The organism is Paenibacillus sp. 01T47 (assembly GCF_056398245.1).
Genome location: NZ_JBFTPA010000003.1, coordinates 231239 through 249009, shown reverse-complemented (window position 1 = coordinate 249009; position 17771 = coordinate 231239). Strand labels below are relative to the sequence as shown.

General features: G+C 49.1%; 13 protein-coding genes. All 13 read right to left on the bottom strand.

Annotated elements, in window-relative coordinates; translation table 11 throughout:
- Window positions 1-21: 21 nt before the first annotated feature.
- Entirely contained in the window at window positions 22-2127 is a 2106-nt protein-coding gene (locus AC1DOV_RS08515) for a phage tail protein (protein ID WP_477549698.1), read from the bottom strand.
- A gap of 33 nt (window positions 2128-2160) precedes the next feature.
- Window positions 2161-4425, bottom strand: a complete 2265-nt coding sequence (locus tag AC1DOV_RS08510; protein WP_477549697.1) for a putative baseplate assembly protein — start codon at window positions 4423-4425, stop codon at window positions 2161-2163.
- Window positions 4426-4477: 52 nt separating this feature from the next.
- A complete protein-coding gene (locus AC1DOV_RS08505) occupies window positions 4478-7576 on the bottom strand; it encodes a baseplate J/gp47 family protein (RefSeq protein ID WP_477549696.1) in 3099 nt (1032 codons plus the stop codon).
- 14 nt (window positions 7577-7590) lie between these two features.
- Window positions 7591-7992, bottom strand: a complete 402-nt coding sequence (locus AC1DOV_RS08500) for a GPW/gp25 family protein (protein WP_076267908.1) — start codon at window positions 7990-7992, stop codon at window positions 7591-7593.
- Between the two features lie 22 nt (window positions 7993-8014).
- On the bottom strand, window positions 8015-8743 hold the full coding sequence (locus AC1DOV_RS08495; protein WP_477549695.1) for a phage baseplate assembly protein V: 729 nt from the start codon (window positions 8741-8743) through the stop codon (window positions 8015-8017).
- A complete protein-coding gene (locus AC1DOV_RS08490) occupies window positions 8740-9825 on the bottom strand; it encodes a phage late control D family protein (protein ID WP_076267909.1) in 1086 nt (361 codons plus the stop codon). Before AC1DOV_RS08490 ends, AC1DOV_RS08495 begins: the two co-directional genes overlap by 4 nt.
- Window positions 9826-9829: 4 nt before the next feature.
- The gene (locus tag AC1DOV_RS08485; RefSeq protein ID WP_076267910.1) at window positions 9830-10456 is read right to left on the bottom strand and encodes a CIS tube protein; all 627 of its coding nucleotides are present in this window, start codon (window positions 10454-10456) and stop codon (window positions 9830-9832) included.
- A gap of 27 nt (window positions 10457-10483) precedes the next feature.
- Window positions 10484-14275, bottom strand: a complete 3792-nt coding sequence (locus tag AC1DOV_RS08480) for a hypothetical protein (protein WP_477549694.1) — start codon at window positions 14273-14275, stop codon at window positions 10484-10486.
- Window positions 14276-14346: 71 nt separating this feature from the next.
- A complete protein-coding gene (locus AC1DOV_RS08475) occupies window positions 14347-14808 on the bottom strand; it encodes a phage tail protein (protein ID WP_256710880.1) in 462 nt (153 codons plus the stop codon).
- A gap of 9 nt (window positions 14809-14817) precedes the next feature.
- A complete protein-coding gene (locus AC1DOV_RS08470; protein ID WP_076267912.1) occupies window positions 14818-14997 on the bottom strand; it encodes a DUF6760 family protein in 180 nt (59 codons plus the stop codon).
- Window positions 14998-15014: 17 nt separating this feature from the next.
- Window positions 15015-15395 (bottom strand): hypothetical protein, encoded by a 381-nt coding sequence (locus tag AC1DOV_RS08465; RefSeq protein WP_028611985.1) that lies wholly within the window; start codon window positions 15393-15395, stop codon window positions 15015-15017.
- A 126-nt stretch (window positions 15396-15521) separates the two neighbouring features.
- Window positions 15522-15956 carry a phage tail protein gene (locus AC1DOV_RS08460; RefSeq protein WP_076267913.1) on the bottom strand — a complete coding sequence of 145 codons (435 nt, stop codon included), beginning with the start codon at window positions 15954-15956 and terminating at the stop codon, window positions 15522-15524.
- A 38-nt stretch (window positions 15957-15994) separates the two neighbouring features.
- Window positions 15995-17707, bottom strand: a complete 1713-nt coding sequence (locus tag AC1DOV_RS08455; RefSeq protein ID WP_430057590.1) for a phage tail sheath family protein — start codon at window positions 17705-17707, stop codon at window positions 15995-15997.
- Window positions 17708-17771: the final 64 nt, after the last annotated feature.

Genomic DNA, 17771 nt, shown 5'->3' with positions numbered 1-17771 from the left:
CCGCTCCTTCGCGTAATTATACTATTCCAGCTCTGAATCCATTTCTAAACGGGTATGGATATCCATGCGCTTCTCCATGCCAACGTCAACGATCAGCGTATCATTTGGCATCGAACGATCAGGGTTCAGCTTGAGCAGTGAAGGCTCAGTCAGCACCGTATTTATGCCTAAGTACGTATGTAAATCCAAATACATCCAAGGCTGCAGCAGCACCAGCTTCGCTTCCGTATAGGCCGGCTTTTGCTCATCCAGCAGCTGTTCGATAACGACTCGCTGCTTCTCAGTTGGCGCCTGTTCCGGACGCAGCAGCACGGTAAACGTATATGGATCACCGCTATAAAGCTGATCTGTCAGATGCCGCAGCTCTCCATTGTCGCGCATCGCCTTTGTTTGAAAATATTCCACGATCAGCGGTGCAATACCCGTATAAATCTCGATCGTTTTCATTAAGCCTTGACGCGTGCCACGGTAACGATAAAGCTCTGGTGCGGCCTGAATGAACGCCTGCACCTGCTCATCCGTCCAATAATCATCCGTTTCTAGGCCAACCCAAGTCGCCAGCCAGCGTAAATGCTCGCCTGTTGCCCGTTCAGGATCGATGTATTCCGATAAATCCTCAATTTCTTCCTCAATCTCGGAAAACAACGTGCCGAATAATGATAAATAACGCTCAAGAAAATCACGGCTTGCCAGGTCCTCTTGATAGACAGCAGGCAAATAATTTAAATAAGTGTCTCTCGGAAAATAAATTCGCATGGACTCCAATAGTGGCGTATACCGCTCCGAAGCGATCCATTCGATTTTTAGCCACAAGTAACGTCCTTTTGCTCCAAAAAACAATGCGTCACTCGGATTAATAACCGGCGCTGACCAAAATTCAGCTAGTGCATTCAGCTTTTCGCGGTAGGGAATCGTCGCATCAGCTAGCCAATCGTCTACTTTTCGATAGCTTCCGGCGATAATGCAGCTATCGTCATTTTGACTGAAATAGGAGATATGAATCTGTGTGCCATCTGGAATAAAGGAGTTAAGCGCCATCTTGTGCCAGACGGTTTCGGCTTCTGCGCTATCGAACGCCCGTGAAAGCCAGACCCCTTCAGGAACACCCGTTTCCTCCATCAACAGCGTCTGCGGCTGTAAGTTCAAGATCGTAATCGTTCCGTCTTCGCTGTTCAAAATGTACATGCGATCCTTCTCATCAATCAACAGCTGATCCGCTTTGCCACGGAAACCTGTAATGCGTCCAACTGTCTCGCCAGCAGCATTCAACTGGACGATAAAGCGGTCATCCTCGCTCACTTGATCCATTTGCCTCGTGTCGCCAATATAAATCATGCCGCTGCTGTCAGCACATAGTCCTGCATAAGGAAGAGCAGGGAGTTCACGTTTCGCACTCAATGTTCCGGTAGGCCCGAATGAAAATAGCTTTGCGTATAACGTATCAAATATATAAAGCTCACCCGATGCCGCAACGGTCATAAAGTAAGTTCGGTTCAAATGCCTCAGCTTCGCTCGTACATGCTGTGTAAAGCTTGGATCACTCCATACACTGACGATCGCGCCGCCTAACGTAAACTGGATGATACCCAGCTTAGCGCCTTCTGCTATTGACGGCTCATCGCCTCCCGTATCCAGTTCAAGCGGTGTCAGCACGTACACATACCGGTTATCCGCTGCTATCGCAAGCGGATGCAGCAAAACTCCATCTGCTTCATTGCCTCCGCGCGACCAAAGCGTTTGTCCATTGCCGGTATGGTAAGCAGCGACTGTCCTCTCACCCATGCGATCGGCGGCAATTAAAAGCTCGCCGGAGGCAGCAAGTCTAGCATGGGAGCTGAACAGACCATGCCCTTGTGTAAACAAGCGCTTATGATCAGCATTACGGCGGTCGTAAATCCACAGATCCGCGCGCTCATCCAGCAAAAACATATGCTCATGCTGGGAAACAGCCAGCTCTTGAATGGCAGCTGTACCTGCGAGGTCACTCAGCTGAATCGTTCCCGCTATTCCGTATTTGTTATCGCGGCGAACGCCAAAGCCTGCTAAATGAAAATCAAGATTATACCCGGTGCCGCGCAGCCAATCCTGCTCACGGTTAATCGAGAAAAACTGGTCTTTTCCGTTCATGCTGTACCTCCTTTGCAGCCAATTGCCACGATGCTATAGATGGGTGCGACTAATAAGTTCAATTTCATGCTGACCCGAGAAAACAAGTCCCTGCGGCGGAAGAATGATGTCTCCTCCTGCACTTTTCCTAACATGCGCACCTTCCGCATCAATCCACAAATCCTGCACGTATACTACGCCGCTCGCCTTGCTTAGCGCATTATAAATGTCTCCCTTATAGACAGAACGGCCAAATTTCCAGCCTTTGGTTCCATGCTCACCATCAAGCGGTCTTAACAGCTTTTTCAATTGCTCTACTAAACGTTGTCCTTCATCTACGAATTGAGGCTCGACAACAACAACGGCATTGACGGTTACTTTAATATAAATGGGGGGAATAACATGTACTTCTGTCGTTATTAATCTTCTTGTATCCAAATGACGTTTTACAGTTTGCAGAAAACCGGCGCTTGGCGTTGGTGTATCGCTTAAACCGTATGGTACGACTACAACAGAAACTTGACCATTTGCCTTCTCTCTCGGATAATCATCAAGTCCCGGCTTATAGAGAGGAATTGCATGTACTCTAGCTACGGCAGCGCCTGGTGTTGCTAAAGCCAAAGTTTCGTAATCCTCATTGGTGACGGCACGGAATGTATGCTTCAGTTCTGACTGCGCCCGCTGCAGCGTTACCTGCAGCGTTTCCGCTTCCGAGCCTCCAGCTGCAAAACTTGGATTATTCACTTCGATTTGCAATGCTTTATGTGCTTCGTTCACCCACTCAGATATGAGATAAGGCTTAACGTTGCCACGATCACCACCGCCTAATTCACAACCGGTAAGAACAATATTGGTGTCCATACTGACTGGCGGAATAGCTCCTTTTTCGCCATTGCCGAAGTAAATGAGTCTTTTGACGGGATCATAAATATAATGACGATCACCTGGCTTAGAGCGGTCAAACTCATCTACACGCTTCCAATCCTGCCATTTGAAATGGCCATCCGGTTCTTGTTCACCTACCTGCAGCTTTAGTGCCTCGCGTTTCTTGCAGGATAGATTGTACAGCTCAAAGCTTTGGCTGGGCAGCCCATTGCTTCGTCCAATGAATCGGTAAAGATCAAACCTAGGTTCACTAGCAATGATACGAACCGTTTGTCCAGGCGGCGGAACAGCTCCGGTAGAGCCATCGCTAAACTGTACCGTTACCTGGTCCATCGAAGCATGTCTTATAACGGTATAAAACGCAGGCGGGCGATCAGAGTGAGGCAGCTCCTCAAAGGAAGCAATTTCCTGCCAGTATCGCCATGCGCCATCTGCAGCTCGCACTTGAACTCGTATTTGTCCAAAAACAGCTAAGTAGGTAGCAATATGTATTTCTTCATGGGGCTCTCCCGATACCGTAAAATCAATCACTTCGCTGAATGTATCCTTCTGCTCAGCTTTGACAGTATGCAGCATAAGCTGACGAATGCGAGGCGGCATTTCATAACCAGACTCCTCAACTGTTGCACATATCCAATATCGCGGCTGCTCGCTTGCAGGATGCACAGTTACCGTACGCATCGGCGCTCTTAGGCAAAATGATATTTTACCGCTAAGCGTCAAATGTAGCGTCTCATCCTCTATCACTTCAACGGGCATCCACCCTGCTGTCCCTGCTGCTTCATCCCAGCAATAAGCTTTCCACGAGAGCCTTGCAGATGGAGAAATGGCTTCGCGATTGATTACCAGATGCTGCAGCTCGTCATTGCCAACGCCTTTATCCGCTTCCAAAAGATTGATGTTTATCGTGACCTGTTCCTGCGCGCTCAGCTCACGATCGAAGGAAAGATAAAGCTTCGAGGCTGTCTTTGCATCCTTCCCGAACGCATAAAAGGCAACATTGGCATGATCATTTGTAGCTGTGACGTCATTGGCTTCCCGTTCCGTTCGCGTAACGATTCTATCCAGCGCAAGCGGCACAAGGGAAATGGAGGCTTCCGTCTCAAACATCTGATCCTCAGCCATCAGCTTCGTCCCGCGAGGCAGCGTCACTGGAGCTTTAATATTTGAGAACTGTACGGTAGCTCTCGCCGAACTTGCGTCTGCAGGCTGAATACCAAGCAGATCAAGAAACCTGCGCCTATTCTTGTCCGGGACACGGCCAATGAAATATCGCTGCATCTCTGTCAGCCAAGCGAATAGCTCAATAAACGTAATGCCCGGGTCATGCGCATTCTCATCCGTCCATTCCGGAACCCGCTTCGGGATGAGCCTTCTTGCTTGTTGAACGATTTCCGCATACGTGCGGTCGTCTAGTGGCAGCCTCGGCAGCATTTGATCTCTCCTTCCTTTTCTTTTTTTGATCGTACTACCTCATTCGGAACTCTTATTTCGGTCCAGGGAAAGCCGTTATGCTATGGCTGCCATTAACGACAATGCCATGAATAACCTCATTCATCCGGCCGGGATCCCATTCGGTACGATTTCCATTTTCTATTTTGACAATATGTAAATAAAGACGTTCGATATATAAAAGCGAGTGGACAGCATGCAAAAGAGAGTGAAGCACTGACACATGCAGCGTTTCTCCAATATTCCAGCCATTGCCGTCAACATTTCCAGTTACCGAATGTAAGAACGCATTCAGCTTGGCTGTACAAGCCATCTCTAGTGGAAGCAGATCATCCACGGACTGGGATGCCACCGTTGCATGCACGGACACTTCCAAATAAGCCGGCTCGATGACCCGTATAGCACCGCCCAAGGAAACCAGACTGGATGCTGTCAGCATGAGCTCACGCTCCACTGCTTTGCGCAGCTCTGGAAACTGAGCAGCGCTTTCCAAGCCGCCCGCTGGGAAAGCAACCACAACCATGGAGCCAGGTGAGCGCTCCAGCCTTGCATTTCGATTGCTTAAGCATTTCACCTTTGCAATCTGCGGATATGCCTCTCTAGCAATCCATTCTACGTCGCTTGCGGTAACTGCCCGTCCGCGGTGCTTAAGCCGCTGCGGTCCCCTTACGAGCACTTGCTCTACCCGTTCCGCATCACCGCCGCCAATTGAAGGAGCCGGATTGCTGATGCTGCTGACGAATGCAAATGGAAGCACCATCCCCGTTATTTGCCCGGCATCGACATGCCCGTTTGCGCCCGCGGTAGTCTTAAAGCGAACGCGCACCGTTTCCGCCGTATCAGAGGAAGGAAGCTTCCCGCGGATGCCATCTCCGAATTGCAGCATTCCGCCTGCGTGGTCCGGTGAATAATGACGGTCAATTGAGCCAGACTCTGCAAGCGAAACGACCGGCTGCCATCTCACCCAGAAGCGTTGGTCATTACCGTCACCGTCTCTTTGCAGCATATAATATTCAGGCTCGGAGTCAGACCATTTCACTCGATCCATTGGCGTGAAATGTGCAAGCTCATCTACCCACACCTCTTCTTCAATGAATGCCGTAGGTGCTAGCTGTACAAAGCCATCCGCAGGAATCGTAAGCTCCTTCTCCTGACTAACCTGCTGCCTGACCGAAACAGCATTCAGATGCATGCTTGAGGCTACAGGATTGCCCGGAAAGGAATCTCCGAGCGAGCCATCACGATTGACTGCGCGTATCCAATAACGCTCATGCCCGAATAAGCGAGCTGGCGCCATCGTAGATGGACCTACAAATTGCAGCTCTCCGCTTATCGTAAATGCCTCAGTGTTGTCCACCACCTTCAGCGGCTGCCAAAGGTAGCGGCCTGCTTCCAAGCAAAGCGCTTCCCACTCCACCCACGGCGGTTGATTGCTGGCTGTAAACCTGCGTTCCAGCTCAATATGCAGACGAATGGGACCTTTTAACGGCGCTGCATTAAAGGAAGCATACATCGCAGGATGACTTGCTGGAATTTGCTCAAACAGCTTAAAGGACTGACCGCCATGTTGTGCAGAAGGCGTTCGATCACGATTGTCAATATTGCTTCTTGTGTAGACATGCTCTGGCTTAAATAAGCTTTGCGAGGCATGGGCATAGGACAGTACAGGTTGTGCGAGCCAAGGTGACATATATTCCACGACTGGCGCGATAATGGGATCAGTCTGCAGCACGCGTGCCCGAATCCAATAATCAGACGTACCATTTACGAACGTTTCCGCCATATCGTCAGGACAGTTGAACGTCAATGTAAAGCTTCGTTCACTCTGCTCCGGCAGCTCGGCAAACAATGTTCCGAATTGCTCGCTGCCGGGCAGCCGGCCCCAATTGCTGCCATCCCAATACTCCCATTGAACACTTCTGATGCATACGCGCGGCGGATCCTTCTCATCAAAATCGGAAGTCCGCATGACCATTTTCCACTTTACTTCGGGATCCTGCGCCATTCTGAGCCTACTCGGTATCGCCCTCGCAGAGAAGGTCAGCTTGATTTTGCTTTGACGCTTGCTAAACGCCTCTTCACACGATAAATAAAAAACGGAATAAGGAACAAAATGTTCTCCAAACGGGTAAAACCCATCCTTCAAGAGCTCCGTATCATTAAAATATAATGCGCCTGGCTCAATGCCAACATTGTCGCCGGCCGCATCATGTGCCGCACGAAGCCTTATTTTATCCATCTCCAAATGCTTGTTAAGCAGAGGAGAGGCAGCGCCTTGCAGCTGTTTCACGGTACACCTGATCCAGCGGCCAGTTATTCCTTCATGCTCAGTGAGCTCCAGCTTTCCAGCTCGCTGTTTATATAATACGACCATGCTGCCTGCAGCCGTTGCGGAATCAAATTTCACCCATTCCCCATTGCATGGATACGTCCATTCCACCCACTCTGATGCGAGCGAGGCCGCAAGCTCTGGCTCAGAGTAACGTTTTTCGGTGTGGTGAACATTTATGTAAAATCGGCTTGGCCGATCTACTAGAAAGATATCGTCATGCCGAATATAAAGCGTATGCTCCTGCTCATTTGGCATAGAGCTGGTATCGAACAAGCTGATTGGCTCAGCTAGGCCGCTCTTCAATCGCTCTCCATAGTCCAGTGCTGCAGTAGCAATATGATCCTTTTGTGGATTTACACTAATCCACTCCATCAGCTTCGCTGGTGTAGCGAGCAGCACCTTCTCCGTCTCAAATACGAGCGGCTCGCCGCCGTCAGGATGAGGGGCTGTCAATGCAATGCCTGCTGGCAAATAAACGGGGTCGACCGTTCCTTCACTCAGCTGAAACACAACGGTCGCCCGGGCTGGACGAGGCGGCTGCAGCTTGACCTCGATAAGATCGAGGAAAGCAAGGAAATGATTGAGCGGCGCCTGATTAAGCCGATTAACCGTATCCTCCAGCATCTCAGCGGTCAAATAGGCAAGTCCCGTCCCCGCATCAGGCTCCTCCTGCGAGAATCGCCACTCCGGCGTATAATGAGGTGCCATCTCCTTTAACTGAGCCATAAAAGAGGATAAGTTATTATGATTGATTTTTGGCGGACGGTTGTCACCGCCATTTCTTCCCCCGTGCTTCATCACGTTGCTCGCTCCCGTTATTTGCTTCCTTCCTCTAAATAGAAAGGAAACACCTGATTAAAAAGATTGTTTGTGGATCTTACCGCATAGGAGACGCTCATTAGCACACGGCCGTTATTTTGCCGATCAGGCTTCACCTCTACCTCTACGTCCTTTACTCTCGGCTCCCAAATTCGAATGGCTTCCTGCACATCACTGGCAATGAGTCTAAGCGATGTCTCATCCGTTGTGCCAAATACAAAATCCCGTAAGCCGCAGCCAAAATCAGGACGCATTAATCGCTCGCCCTTCGACGTTCGAATAATAATTCGGATAGACTCTTCAATGTCATCCTCGCCTTCCGCCATGCGAATACGGCCGGTTGTTGCGTCTACCTGAACGGGAAATTTCCATCCTTTCCCCAAAAACGATGCCGACATCTGCTGCAGCCTCCCTCAGCCATCAATTGATCTTAACCATCGCGCCCTTCAGCGACAAAATGCCGTTAGCCTTTACCTCAAGCATGCCATTGGATTGAAGCGTGAGCGTTGCATCCGCCTCCACCTTCACCTGAGCGCCTTTTACGGTAACCGATTTTGAGCCCGTCACTTTTACATCGCCTTGCGCGCTCATCTCAATCGTAGACGCTGAACCGCATTTGATGGTGACCTTCTTTCCCATCTCATCCAGCTTGATCGATTGCTGCTTGTCTTGTGTTTCAACCGTAATCGTCTTATCCTTATCGGCAAACGTAATATGATGGCCTTTTGACGTTTTTATCGTAACCGTGCCTGCGCTGCTCGTATCATCAAACGTAATCTCATGCCCGGTTTTCGTCTTGATTTTGCGAATATCGTTTTTGTCGTTCGGCGCAGGCGGCTTTTGTTTCTTGCTCCACAAAGAGCCAATGACGATCGGCTGATCCAGCCGCCCCATTAAGAAGGCGACAAGCACCTCATCATTCACCTCCGGCAAAAAAAGAGAGCCCATGTCGTTCCCGCCCATTAAAGTCGCAACGCGCACCCAATCGGTCTGGAGCTCGCCTTCGCGCAGTGGAAACTTCACCTTTACGCGGCCAAGCTTATCCGGGTCTTTGTTGTCGGTAACGATTGCATTCCACACTCCGGACAGCTGCTCGGATTGCATGGAGCGCTGATGCTGGTCAAAAAAACCAGGATACATCGTACTCATATCGCATTCCCCTCCGTCTCAAAATAAATCATGTAGCCATCCGTTGCGTCGAGTCGATGCGTAACCTTCGTCAATCGCAGCAGTTGATTCAGCTTGTCGCTGCCGAGACCCTCAATCTTGATTAATTCGCCTGGCTTCAGCTCTGGAAAACCAATCGAAGTTCCATGACCGCTCACGAGCTCGCGGGAAATACGATCCAGCATCGCCTTCGCAAGCGATTGCGCTTCGTCCTGCGATGCTGCCTGCGTGTATACGACCTCCATCTTTTGATTAGAGAGCATGCTTGCTACACTTGGGCCGCTTTTGGTGTTCGTACCAATAATCGTAACCGAGCTGGCTACGGATTCTATCGCTTGCATCTTATCGACGTCATAGCCGCGAACTTTGACTTGTGAAGTCTGACTGGAAGCATCCACCGTCAGTGTGAACTGAACGAGGTTTTTCCCATATTTCAGCGTAATAAGCGGCGCTCCTGATGTTTTCGGTTTTTTGAAAATAAGCTTGGATGCTTCTACATAGAAATGCCTGTCGTTATCCATCGCAAGCGAGCGGACAAAATGATAATCGCTCACCCCGATTTGCTCAATCGTTTTTTTGGTGACGCCCGTATCGTCCAAATCGACAGACAAACCATAATTTCCGGCAATTTGCCGAACGACATCGCTGTCCTTCATTTGGTTCCACACCTTAGAGTGTGACGTCTTCATCATGAGAAAAGAGCGGTCCATCGCCGTTACGACAATGCTTGGGCTGCCGTTTGAAGGATAATCAATGGTATAGCCTGTCATGATTCCATCAAATACAAGCGATTTTTTATCTGCGTAACCAAGCTTGATTTGCACCTTCTTGCCTACCGCAATCGTTGTGCCTACCCATTGCATACGGGATTCGCTCCATATATAGCCATTAGAAATCGAAAACCTGGCAATATCCGCCTGTGCATCCGTCGTTTGCTCGACATCAACCCATTCTACGGCCATGTTCGAAAGCTTGATCAATTGACCCTCTATTAAAATATCAACCTCAGGTGCGCTAAAATCACCATATTTGGATTCCAAATCCTCAAAGGAGTTTGCAGCCACGTTTTCACTCCAATCTCGGAATCGTCAAGCTTCTTCCGGATAACAGCATACGGGGGTTATCAATCCCATTCGCTTCGGCGATATGGCGCCATGCTCCCGGGTCCTCGTATTCCTCAGCCGCTATTGACCACAGCTGATCCCCTTGCTTGACCGTCTTTTGCTTCGTACGGTCGGCAGATTGACGCGGAATTTCTTGGTATTGTTCCTTCATCGTTTGCGAGCTCAGCATATCGACCGTTAAGGATGCCCTAACAGGGACGCCGGTTTCCAGAAACATCGTGTATTTCTGCGTAATGCTTGTAATAACACCTTTAAAATCAAGCGAGCCCCAAATGAATTTACAGGTCGGCGGCGTATGCAAATCCGAGTCAACATCGAGTATGCCCACGATTTTGGAAGTATAGGTACGAACGTCAATGCCCGCTTCATACGTATCAAAAAACAAATTCAGCTTCAATGTTGTCCGCTCACCGCTCGTAAATTGGGAGAGCGGGGTTTGCAGCCCCGCAATCTCCTTCTCCGCATATTGATTTCCGGATTCCATCTCATAATCAGTCGGGTTAAAAAGCACATCTACCTTCTCGGTTTCTTTCGCTCGAAAGATCCAAAACTGCGCTTTGCTTAATGCCATTCGATGTCCCCTCCAAATCTGTTCATTCTAGAAGCCTCTTCTTCGCTGCTCCAGCTTCATCTTTCGCTCCAACGCCTTATATACTTGATCCGCAATAGCTTCTGGATGCAACTGCGGCATTTTCATAATCATCTTCTGCAGCTGCACAGGGTCCAGCTCGCGAGGCGCTTCCACCTTCACCTGACGCGGCGGCTCCTGTGCAGCGGGCCCACTTGGTTTATGATGCGAAAGTGTGGGCATCTCGCCTCGTTCAACAAATGAAGCAGCGTTCGTCTCTACTCCGCTAGGTGCAGCTTGGCCAGCTGTATTACGATGACGGGCAGCTGCTGTATAACTAAGCCTTACTTGATCGCCAATTGTGCCGCTAGATTGAAGGGAACTAGGCTCATTGCCGGCTTTTACAACCGATGTTAGTCCGCTAAGCATCGGCTTGTTTTCTATGGATGCTTTTGCAGCAAGATTGGCGAAGCCAGAATGTCTTTGAATCGTTCGGAATGGAGTCACTCCTGCTCTGGATCCGCTATTCAAGAAAGATGACATTAACGTTTGACGATGCACAGGATTGGTTTGTCCACTGCGTTTATTTCTCTCGCCAATAGGGAGAGCAGGAGCTGACAGCTTCATGTCTCCTGATTCTGTCTGCTTGTGCACGCTTAGTGTTGGATACGCGCGCATGGATGCGGAAGCTTTCGCTGATTCCGTAGCTTCGGCTGACATTTCAAAGCGGTTAGCCAACGTTTGTGTTGCTTTATTCGCCACATCATTTAATGATTCAGCGCCATATGTTTTTTCTATTTTATTTACCGAGGTACTGTTATTTTTACGGACTTGCCGCTGAACTAGTCTTGATTCGACCGGCTTTTGTTTCGCTTCAGCGCTAGTGCTTGGCTTTGTGTTTGGAGAAGTCTGCTGCTCCGCTAGCCTTCGCACTAATGAAGTGGATGCTTGCCTAATATTATTGTTTTCAACCGCATATGCTGAGGTTTTAATCGCTTCAGATGGGAGCCATTCAGCAGCAAAACGATGAACCGTTCTTCCTACTAAAGGAGAAACTGAATCTACTTTTGCTCCAGCATTGGCAGGAGGAAAAGGACTAGGCATTGTTGTCCCTTTTCTTTTCCCTTGTATTGCATTCTGAAGTATAGCGATGATGCTCGCTTCATGATTTGCCGCTATCACTCGCCGCTTATGCGACAGTGATGCTCCGTTTTTCAATAACGTCTTCTTATTATTCGCAGCTCTCGCAATTAATTGTCCGCGAACGGTAACAGGTGCCAAGCCCGTATTTAAACCAGCCTCTTCGCTTGGCTTCAATTCTGCCATTTTAGACAGATTCTCGGATCTCGCACTCGCGTCTGTTCGACTGGCACTAGCAGAAGCGCCTTGAATGAAATTCGCATCATGAGTTAAGGTTTGCGATTCTCGTACGATTGTTCGTTTATGTAAAATAGCACGGCGACTTTGAGCACGTATATTCCCTTCCGGATTATGATCCGTTGCAGCTTTATGCTTATAGTTGAGCTGAGTTGGAGGCTTCTTTAGGGCGGTAGCTTCGGATGCCTTGCTTGCATCCTGCCTTAGCACTGGCTCTGCGCTCTGCGCAGGCTGTTTCTGTTCAAAACGTCGCAAAACCATCTGGGCAGGCCTCGAAGCCATAATCCGGTTCCTTATTCTTGCTGCTTCTGCAAGAGCATTTGATAATGTCCTTGACGGTATAAACCGTTGAGATCCATCAGCTGATATCCCTGCTTGTACTGCATTTGCTTTATGGATTGAAGTAGCAGCACTGCTAGGTTTTGTTTCATTTTGCTTCCAGCTGCTTACATTCGATGAAATATCAGCTGGATTAGCTTTAATCTCTTTTTTATGGGAAGGCACGACTGGATTAATCATGCTGCTATTATTCAGATTTACAGTTGAATCATTATCGACCTCTCGAGGCTGATCCGACTGTGAACGATTCGCTCGATGAATGAGACGTTTGGCAGCAATCGCTGATTGGCTGCTCCGTTCAGTTAATTCGTTCAAAAGCTGCGGCTTGCGCTGCAATACTAGTAGCTGAAGCCTATTTCGATTAACATCTGTTATCTTGCTAGCGGTTACCTTGATACTTGATTGGATAGCTGCAGCTTCTGTTTCTGCATTTGACATTGCCAAACGATTCAGTTGATTCGTTTTTTTCGCGGAGGCATTTGATTGTACATCCGCTTCCTTGCCATTTGGTGCTGCTTCTTGCGACATCTCCGTTTGCTCGGAGATATGTTTTTGATGATTACGATGCTTTAGCTCTAGCTGTTTTTTTCCTTTTGCACGATCTTCTTGCGGTAACACATCATCGTCCTGTCTACTCGAGAGCGTACGAAACGTGTGTGTCGCTGTCTCTAGCTGCTCCAGCTTTACCGCTTCGGCTCTCTTATCAGCCTCACTTTGAACCTTTCCTGCAGCGACGCTTCTCTTCTCCGCTTCCCGCTGCTCCAGCTTCTCCGCTTCGGCTCTCTTCCCAGCCTCGCTCATAACCTTACTCGCAGCGGCGCTCTGCTTATCCGCCTCCCGCTGCTCCAGCTTCGCCGCTTCGGCTCTCTTCCCAGCCTCACTTAGAACCTTGCCCGCAGCGGCGCTTCTCTTCTCCGCTTCCCGCTGCTCCAGCTTCTCCGCTTCGGCTCTCTTCCCTGCCTCGCTCATAACCTTACCCGCAGCGGCGCTTCTCTTCTCCGCCTCCCGCTGCTCCAGCTTCACCGCTTCGGCTCTCTTCCCTGCCTCGCTTAGAACCTTGCCCGCAGCGGCGCTTCTCTTCTCCGCCTCCCGCTGCTCCAGCTTCACCGCTTCGGCTCTCTTCCCAGCCTCGCTCATAACCTTACCCGCAGCGGCGCTTCTCTTCTCCGCTTCCCGCTGCTCCAGCTTCACTGCTTCGGCTCTCTTCCCAACCCCGCTCATAACCTTACCCGCAGCGGCGCTTCTCTTCTCCGCTTCCCGCTGCTCCAGCTTCACCGCTTCGGCTCTCTTCCCAGCCTCACTTAGAACCTTACCCGCAGCGGAGCTTCTCTTCTCCGCTTCCCGCTGCTCCTGTGAAACGACTGCTCTTCGTGCATTCGTAAGCTGCAAAGGCACCCTGCTCAATGATGCGCCAGAATCGTTAGCCTGCTTGAGGTTAGACTTAAGCTGAGCTCGATCCTTCGCCAGCGGCTTATTAAGGTTATCCAGCTTGCGAAGCGATTGAATGACAATACCGGGTTGAAGCTTGGCTTGCAGCCATTTATAGTAATCCGCCTGCTGCTCTGCCTTCAATGGTTGAGTAGGCATCTGCGAAACATGCGGGATTATTCGTTTGGAATGGTCATGCTTGACTCTGTTCGTAATTATACTGCTGTTAACAATCTCATCTAGCTGCTTCGTAATGCCAGTTTTGTGGAGTGCTCCATCATTCGTTTCTTTCCCTTGAACAGGCTGTGCTATTGCTATTTCTCTTATCGTTCTTAGTTCTTTGATAATATGTGTCACATCTCTGAATACGATCGTTTCACGCTCTACCGTTACTCGCTCGCGCATCATGATGCGCTCAGGCTTGCGCTCTGGACTAGGCGGCGTTTTTTTATTGTAGCCGTTATTTGGTGCTGCTGCTTTAGGTGCTACGACTTGCACATGCAGCGTTTGCTGAGTAATGGTCGGTTCATTTTTGATCACATGCGACATAGCGACCCGCTCAAATATTTTGCGTCCTGTGCCTGTCTTATATTTATTTAAGATGCCTCCGGCAAACGGCTGAACCGACGTTGATTGCTTTGTCGCAGCTTTGCCCATACGGTCCAAAATTCGTTTCATACCGGTGCATCCTCCTATTCCCGTTCAACTTGCATTTTATGATTCATTAACGTTTGACTACATGCACAACCCTACTTCTGAAAATCGCCATATAAACCGCTATGAATAATTTCTATCGTTTCAACCGCAATGTCACTCGTGCTCGCATTCAGATGCGGCCCGGTCCACCTCACCGGATAAGCATCAAAGAAGCTCCAGCGTCCAAATTCTGTTCCGTCAGCAGATTGCAGCACAATCGCACCCGTTTTGCGGTCAATCGTTCCATCTATTGTGCTTTCGTACCAGCTCCAAAGAGCAGGCGATTTAGTCATGCCCTTGCGCAGCACGAGATTTGGGAACCGAACGCCCATCGGCAGCTTATGAACATAGCCGTTCACTCCGCCTTCACGGTATTCCTCAATTTCTGTTTCTGCCTCAAGTCCCGAAACCTCAGAGAACCCTGCAACAAAAATGTCATCGAGCTCCACCCAAAACTTGAATGTGGTAGCTACATCGTGAAAGCGACCTTTCTCTTGCCCCTTCATGACTGCCATAGCGCCGCGTCACCTCTTTCCAAAAACGTCGAAAATATTTTTCTTACCGCTATCTGATTCATCGTTCATCTTGCGATTTATTTTGGAAATTTCGTCGCACCAGCGCCTGCGTTCTGCATGCTCCATGCTCATAATTTCGTCATGCGACCAATGAAAATAATACGCGACGAAGCCTACCTCCTCGTACAGCCGGTCAACCGGATAACCTAAGAGAGAGCTTCCGTTAAGGACAAAAAATCGACAGCCACCTCGAACTCGTGGTCACATTTCGGACAAGCCGTAAGCACCTTAGGCGCCTCTAAGTCATTAATCTGACGATATAGATTTTGCAAATAAGCAAGATCTGCCGTAAACAGCTTCTCGATTAGCTTCGTATCAATATGCCTAACGTCCCCAAGCTTCGTTACCACTCTAGCCATCAAAATAACGGTCAAATAACTAGGGTTGGATTGTACGCGCGGGTCCTTCATCGGTAAAATTTCATCAGCTGCTGTAGCAAGCCGCATAACACCCCGCCGGTGGAGATTGCCTTGATCATCCACGTAGCCGCGAGGCAATTCAAATTCATATTCCGTTTGAAACGCCATCCGGTCATCACTCCAATATGTAAAATAGAATCAATTTCTAGAAAAGCGGAAAACAAGAGAGGAGCAAACGATTTCTCGCCTGCTGACCTCCCTTGTTCGCCATAAACCAGCTTTAATTACTCATTTCTATGCGGTGCGCGTTAAACCCTCATGAGCGAATTCAATCAGCTCTAGCGCAATATCATTGCCGGTACCATTGAAGGTAGGCGCAGTATATTTAACAGGCCAAGCTTCGATAACCTGCCAAGTAGCCACGTCTTCGCCTTCTTCGTCAAGCGCGATGATCGTAATCGTTTTGCGCTCAATCGTTCCTTCGGCGCATTCTTGAAGCCAATCATACAGCTCCATCGATTCAGTCGTGCCCCATTTCAGTGAAATGTTGCCGTACTTGATTAAGCCTGGAAGCTTGCGAGGTGTAATAACCTCGTTGCCCTCGCGGTATTCGACCACATCAAAGGTTGCCTCAAAACCGGAAACCTCGCTAAATCCTGCTTGCTCAAGACCTTCTACTTCTACACGAAATCTAAAATTGCGATATGGATCAATACGATCTCCTGGCATGTGGATCCCCTTCCGTTATTCGATATGGAAGCTAATGACTATTCCGAACCTGTTTTTTGCGTGATGCGGAATACGACGAATTCAGCTGGTTTCACCGGCGCTACGCCGATTACACAAATCAATCGTCCATTGTCGATGTCATCCTGTGTCATCGTTGAACGTCCAATTTCAATATAAAATGCTTCAGACGGGCTTGTACCGGACAATGCTCCGTCACGCCATACACGAGTTAAGAATGCGTCAATCGTGCGCTGAACCCGGGCCCATAGCTGCTCGGTATTCGGTTCAAATACAACCCAGCTTGATCCATTCATGATCGAACCTTCGATGAAAATGAATAAGCGGCGTACGTTGATATATTTCCAAAGTGTATTGGATGAACATGTACGAGCGCCCCATACGCGAATGCCTTGACCTGTAAAAGCACGAATCAAGTTGACGCCTGCTGGGTTAAGAATATCCTGCTCGCCATTGTTATATTGAACGTCTAGGCCTACTACACCGCGAAGCGTTTCGTTGGCAGGTGCCTTTTGTACGCCGCGTGTCGTGTCAGAACGAGCATATACCCCAGCGATTGTACCAGATGGCGGGATGAAAATATTGCGTTTGTCGAGCGGGTCAAACACTTGCAGCCATGGATTATACAGTGCGCAATAGCTTGAATCGAACAAATCACGATGAGCAAGCACATCCTGTACCTTCGTTACTTCGCGAGGAAGATCAAGAATCGCAAAGCGGCTTCCCAAGCTTTCACAATGAGCAACCAGCGACAGCTGTACGTTAGGATCGGTTACACCTGGAATCGCCATGATGCTTACAACATCGTTGTCGATAAACGACTGGATACCTGTTCTTCTGCCTGGACCAAAGTCTTCGCCGATAAAATCAGCAGCCGACAAGCTCGCAGCAGAACCATCACTGCCGCCCGCAAGCAGAATTTCAAATACGGCAAGCTCAGAACCAGCAATTTGCTCCAGCGGAGCAATGCTCTCTTCCGATGCCTTTAGTACTTGTACGCTTACGATATTCGAGCGGGATACCAGCTTCTCCACATAGTTTGGAGCCTCTGGATTTAGTGATGCTTTCTCGTAGGTTTCCGACTCTGTTCCGTAAAGCACGTTAATCGTAAACTCCGAGGAGCTTAGTACTTTAGTTGGAACTAGAGCCGTATCCACGACATCGCCGCTAAGTGCTTCTGCAAGCTCAATCACTTGATCATGAACAGAAATGATGCGGTTGTATTGCTTCTCTGTACCATTTGTAAAAACGACCACATCCCCAGCATAAAAGCCAGCAGCGTTTTTCACGCGGTAACGATTGCCTTCGCTTGCTTCAAAGATCGGTGTTTTTGCTTTGCTTGCAGGTACAACAACAGCACGAATTTGATTGCCCCAAGCGCCTGGATTTTTGGCGGTAATGGAGAGAACCGCATCCTTCTGAGCTTCGTTAGAGGCTGTTTTGGCATCTGACGGCGCTACCCGGGAAATGAAGCAGCGGGAGCCTCCGTTTGTGAAAAACTGATTAACCGCATGTGCAAGAAAACGGTATGAGCCAAAAGCATTTTCAGATAAATAGGAACCATATACACGTCCAAAATCAGCTGGACTTGTAATAAGCTGCGGTAAACCCTCGACTGGTCCGCGAGCAGCAAGCCCAATAAAGCCCGCTGTGCTCGTACTAACACCTTCCAGTGGTTTGGCGCCGCTCTCAAATTCCTCCACATAGACGCCTGGCGATAAATACTCAGCCATGTGTGATCTCCTCTCTGAATCTATTTATGTATTAGGTAATGGCAGGCATATTTCTCCCGCGTCA

Excerpts from the sequence above, each read along its gene's own strand:
- AC1DOV_RS08515 (WP_477549698.1), bottom strand. The coding sequence starts at position 2,127 with ATGAACGGAAAAGACCAGTTTTTCTCGATTAACCGTGAGCAGGATTGG.
- AC1DOV_RS08510 (WP_477549697.1), bottom strand. The coding sequence starts at position 4,425 with ATGCTGCCGAGGCTGCCACTAGACGACCGCACGTATGCGGAAATCGTT.
- AC1DOV_RS08500 (WP_076267908.1), bottom strand. The coding sequence starts at position 7,992 with ATGTCGGCATCGTTTTTGGGGAAAGGATGGAAATTTCCCGTTCAGGTA.
- AC1DOV_RS08495 (WP_477549695.1), bottom strand. The coding sequence starts at position 8,743 with ATGAGTACGATGTATCCTGGTTTTTTTGACCAGCATCAGCGCTCCATG.
- AC1DOV_RS08485 (WP_076267910.1), bottom strand. The coding sequence starts at position 10,456 with ATGGCATTAAGCAAAGCGCAGTTTTGGATCTTTCGAGCGAAAGAAACC.
- AC1DOV_RS08480 (WP_477549694.1), bottom strand. The coding sequence starts at position 14,275 with ATGAAACGAATTTTGGACCGTATGGGCAAAGCTGCGACAAAGCAATCA.
- AC1DOV_RS08475 (WP_256710880.1), bottom strand. The coding sequence starts at position 14,808 with ATGGCAGTCATGAAGGGGCAAGAGAAAGGTCGCTTTCACGATGTAGCT.
- AC1DOV_RS08465 (WP_028611985.1), bottom strand. The coding sequence starts at position 15,395 with ATGGCGTTTCAAACGGAATATGAATTTGAATTGCCTCGCGGCTACGTG.
- AC1DOV_RS08460 (WP_076267913.1), bottom strand. The coding sequence starts at position 15,956 with ATGCCAGGAGATCGTATTGATCCATATCGCAATTTTAGATTTCGTGTA.
- AC1DOV_RS08455 (WP_430057590.1), bottom strand. The coding sequence starts at position 17,707 with ATGGCTGAGTATTTATCGCCAGGCGTCTATGTGGAGGAATTTGAGAGC.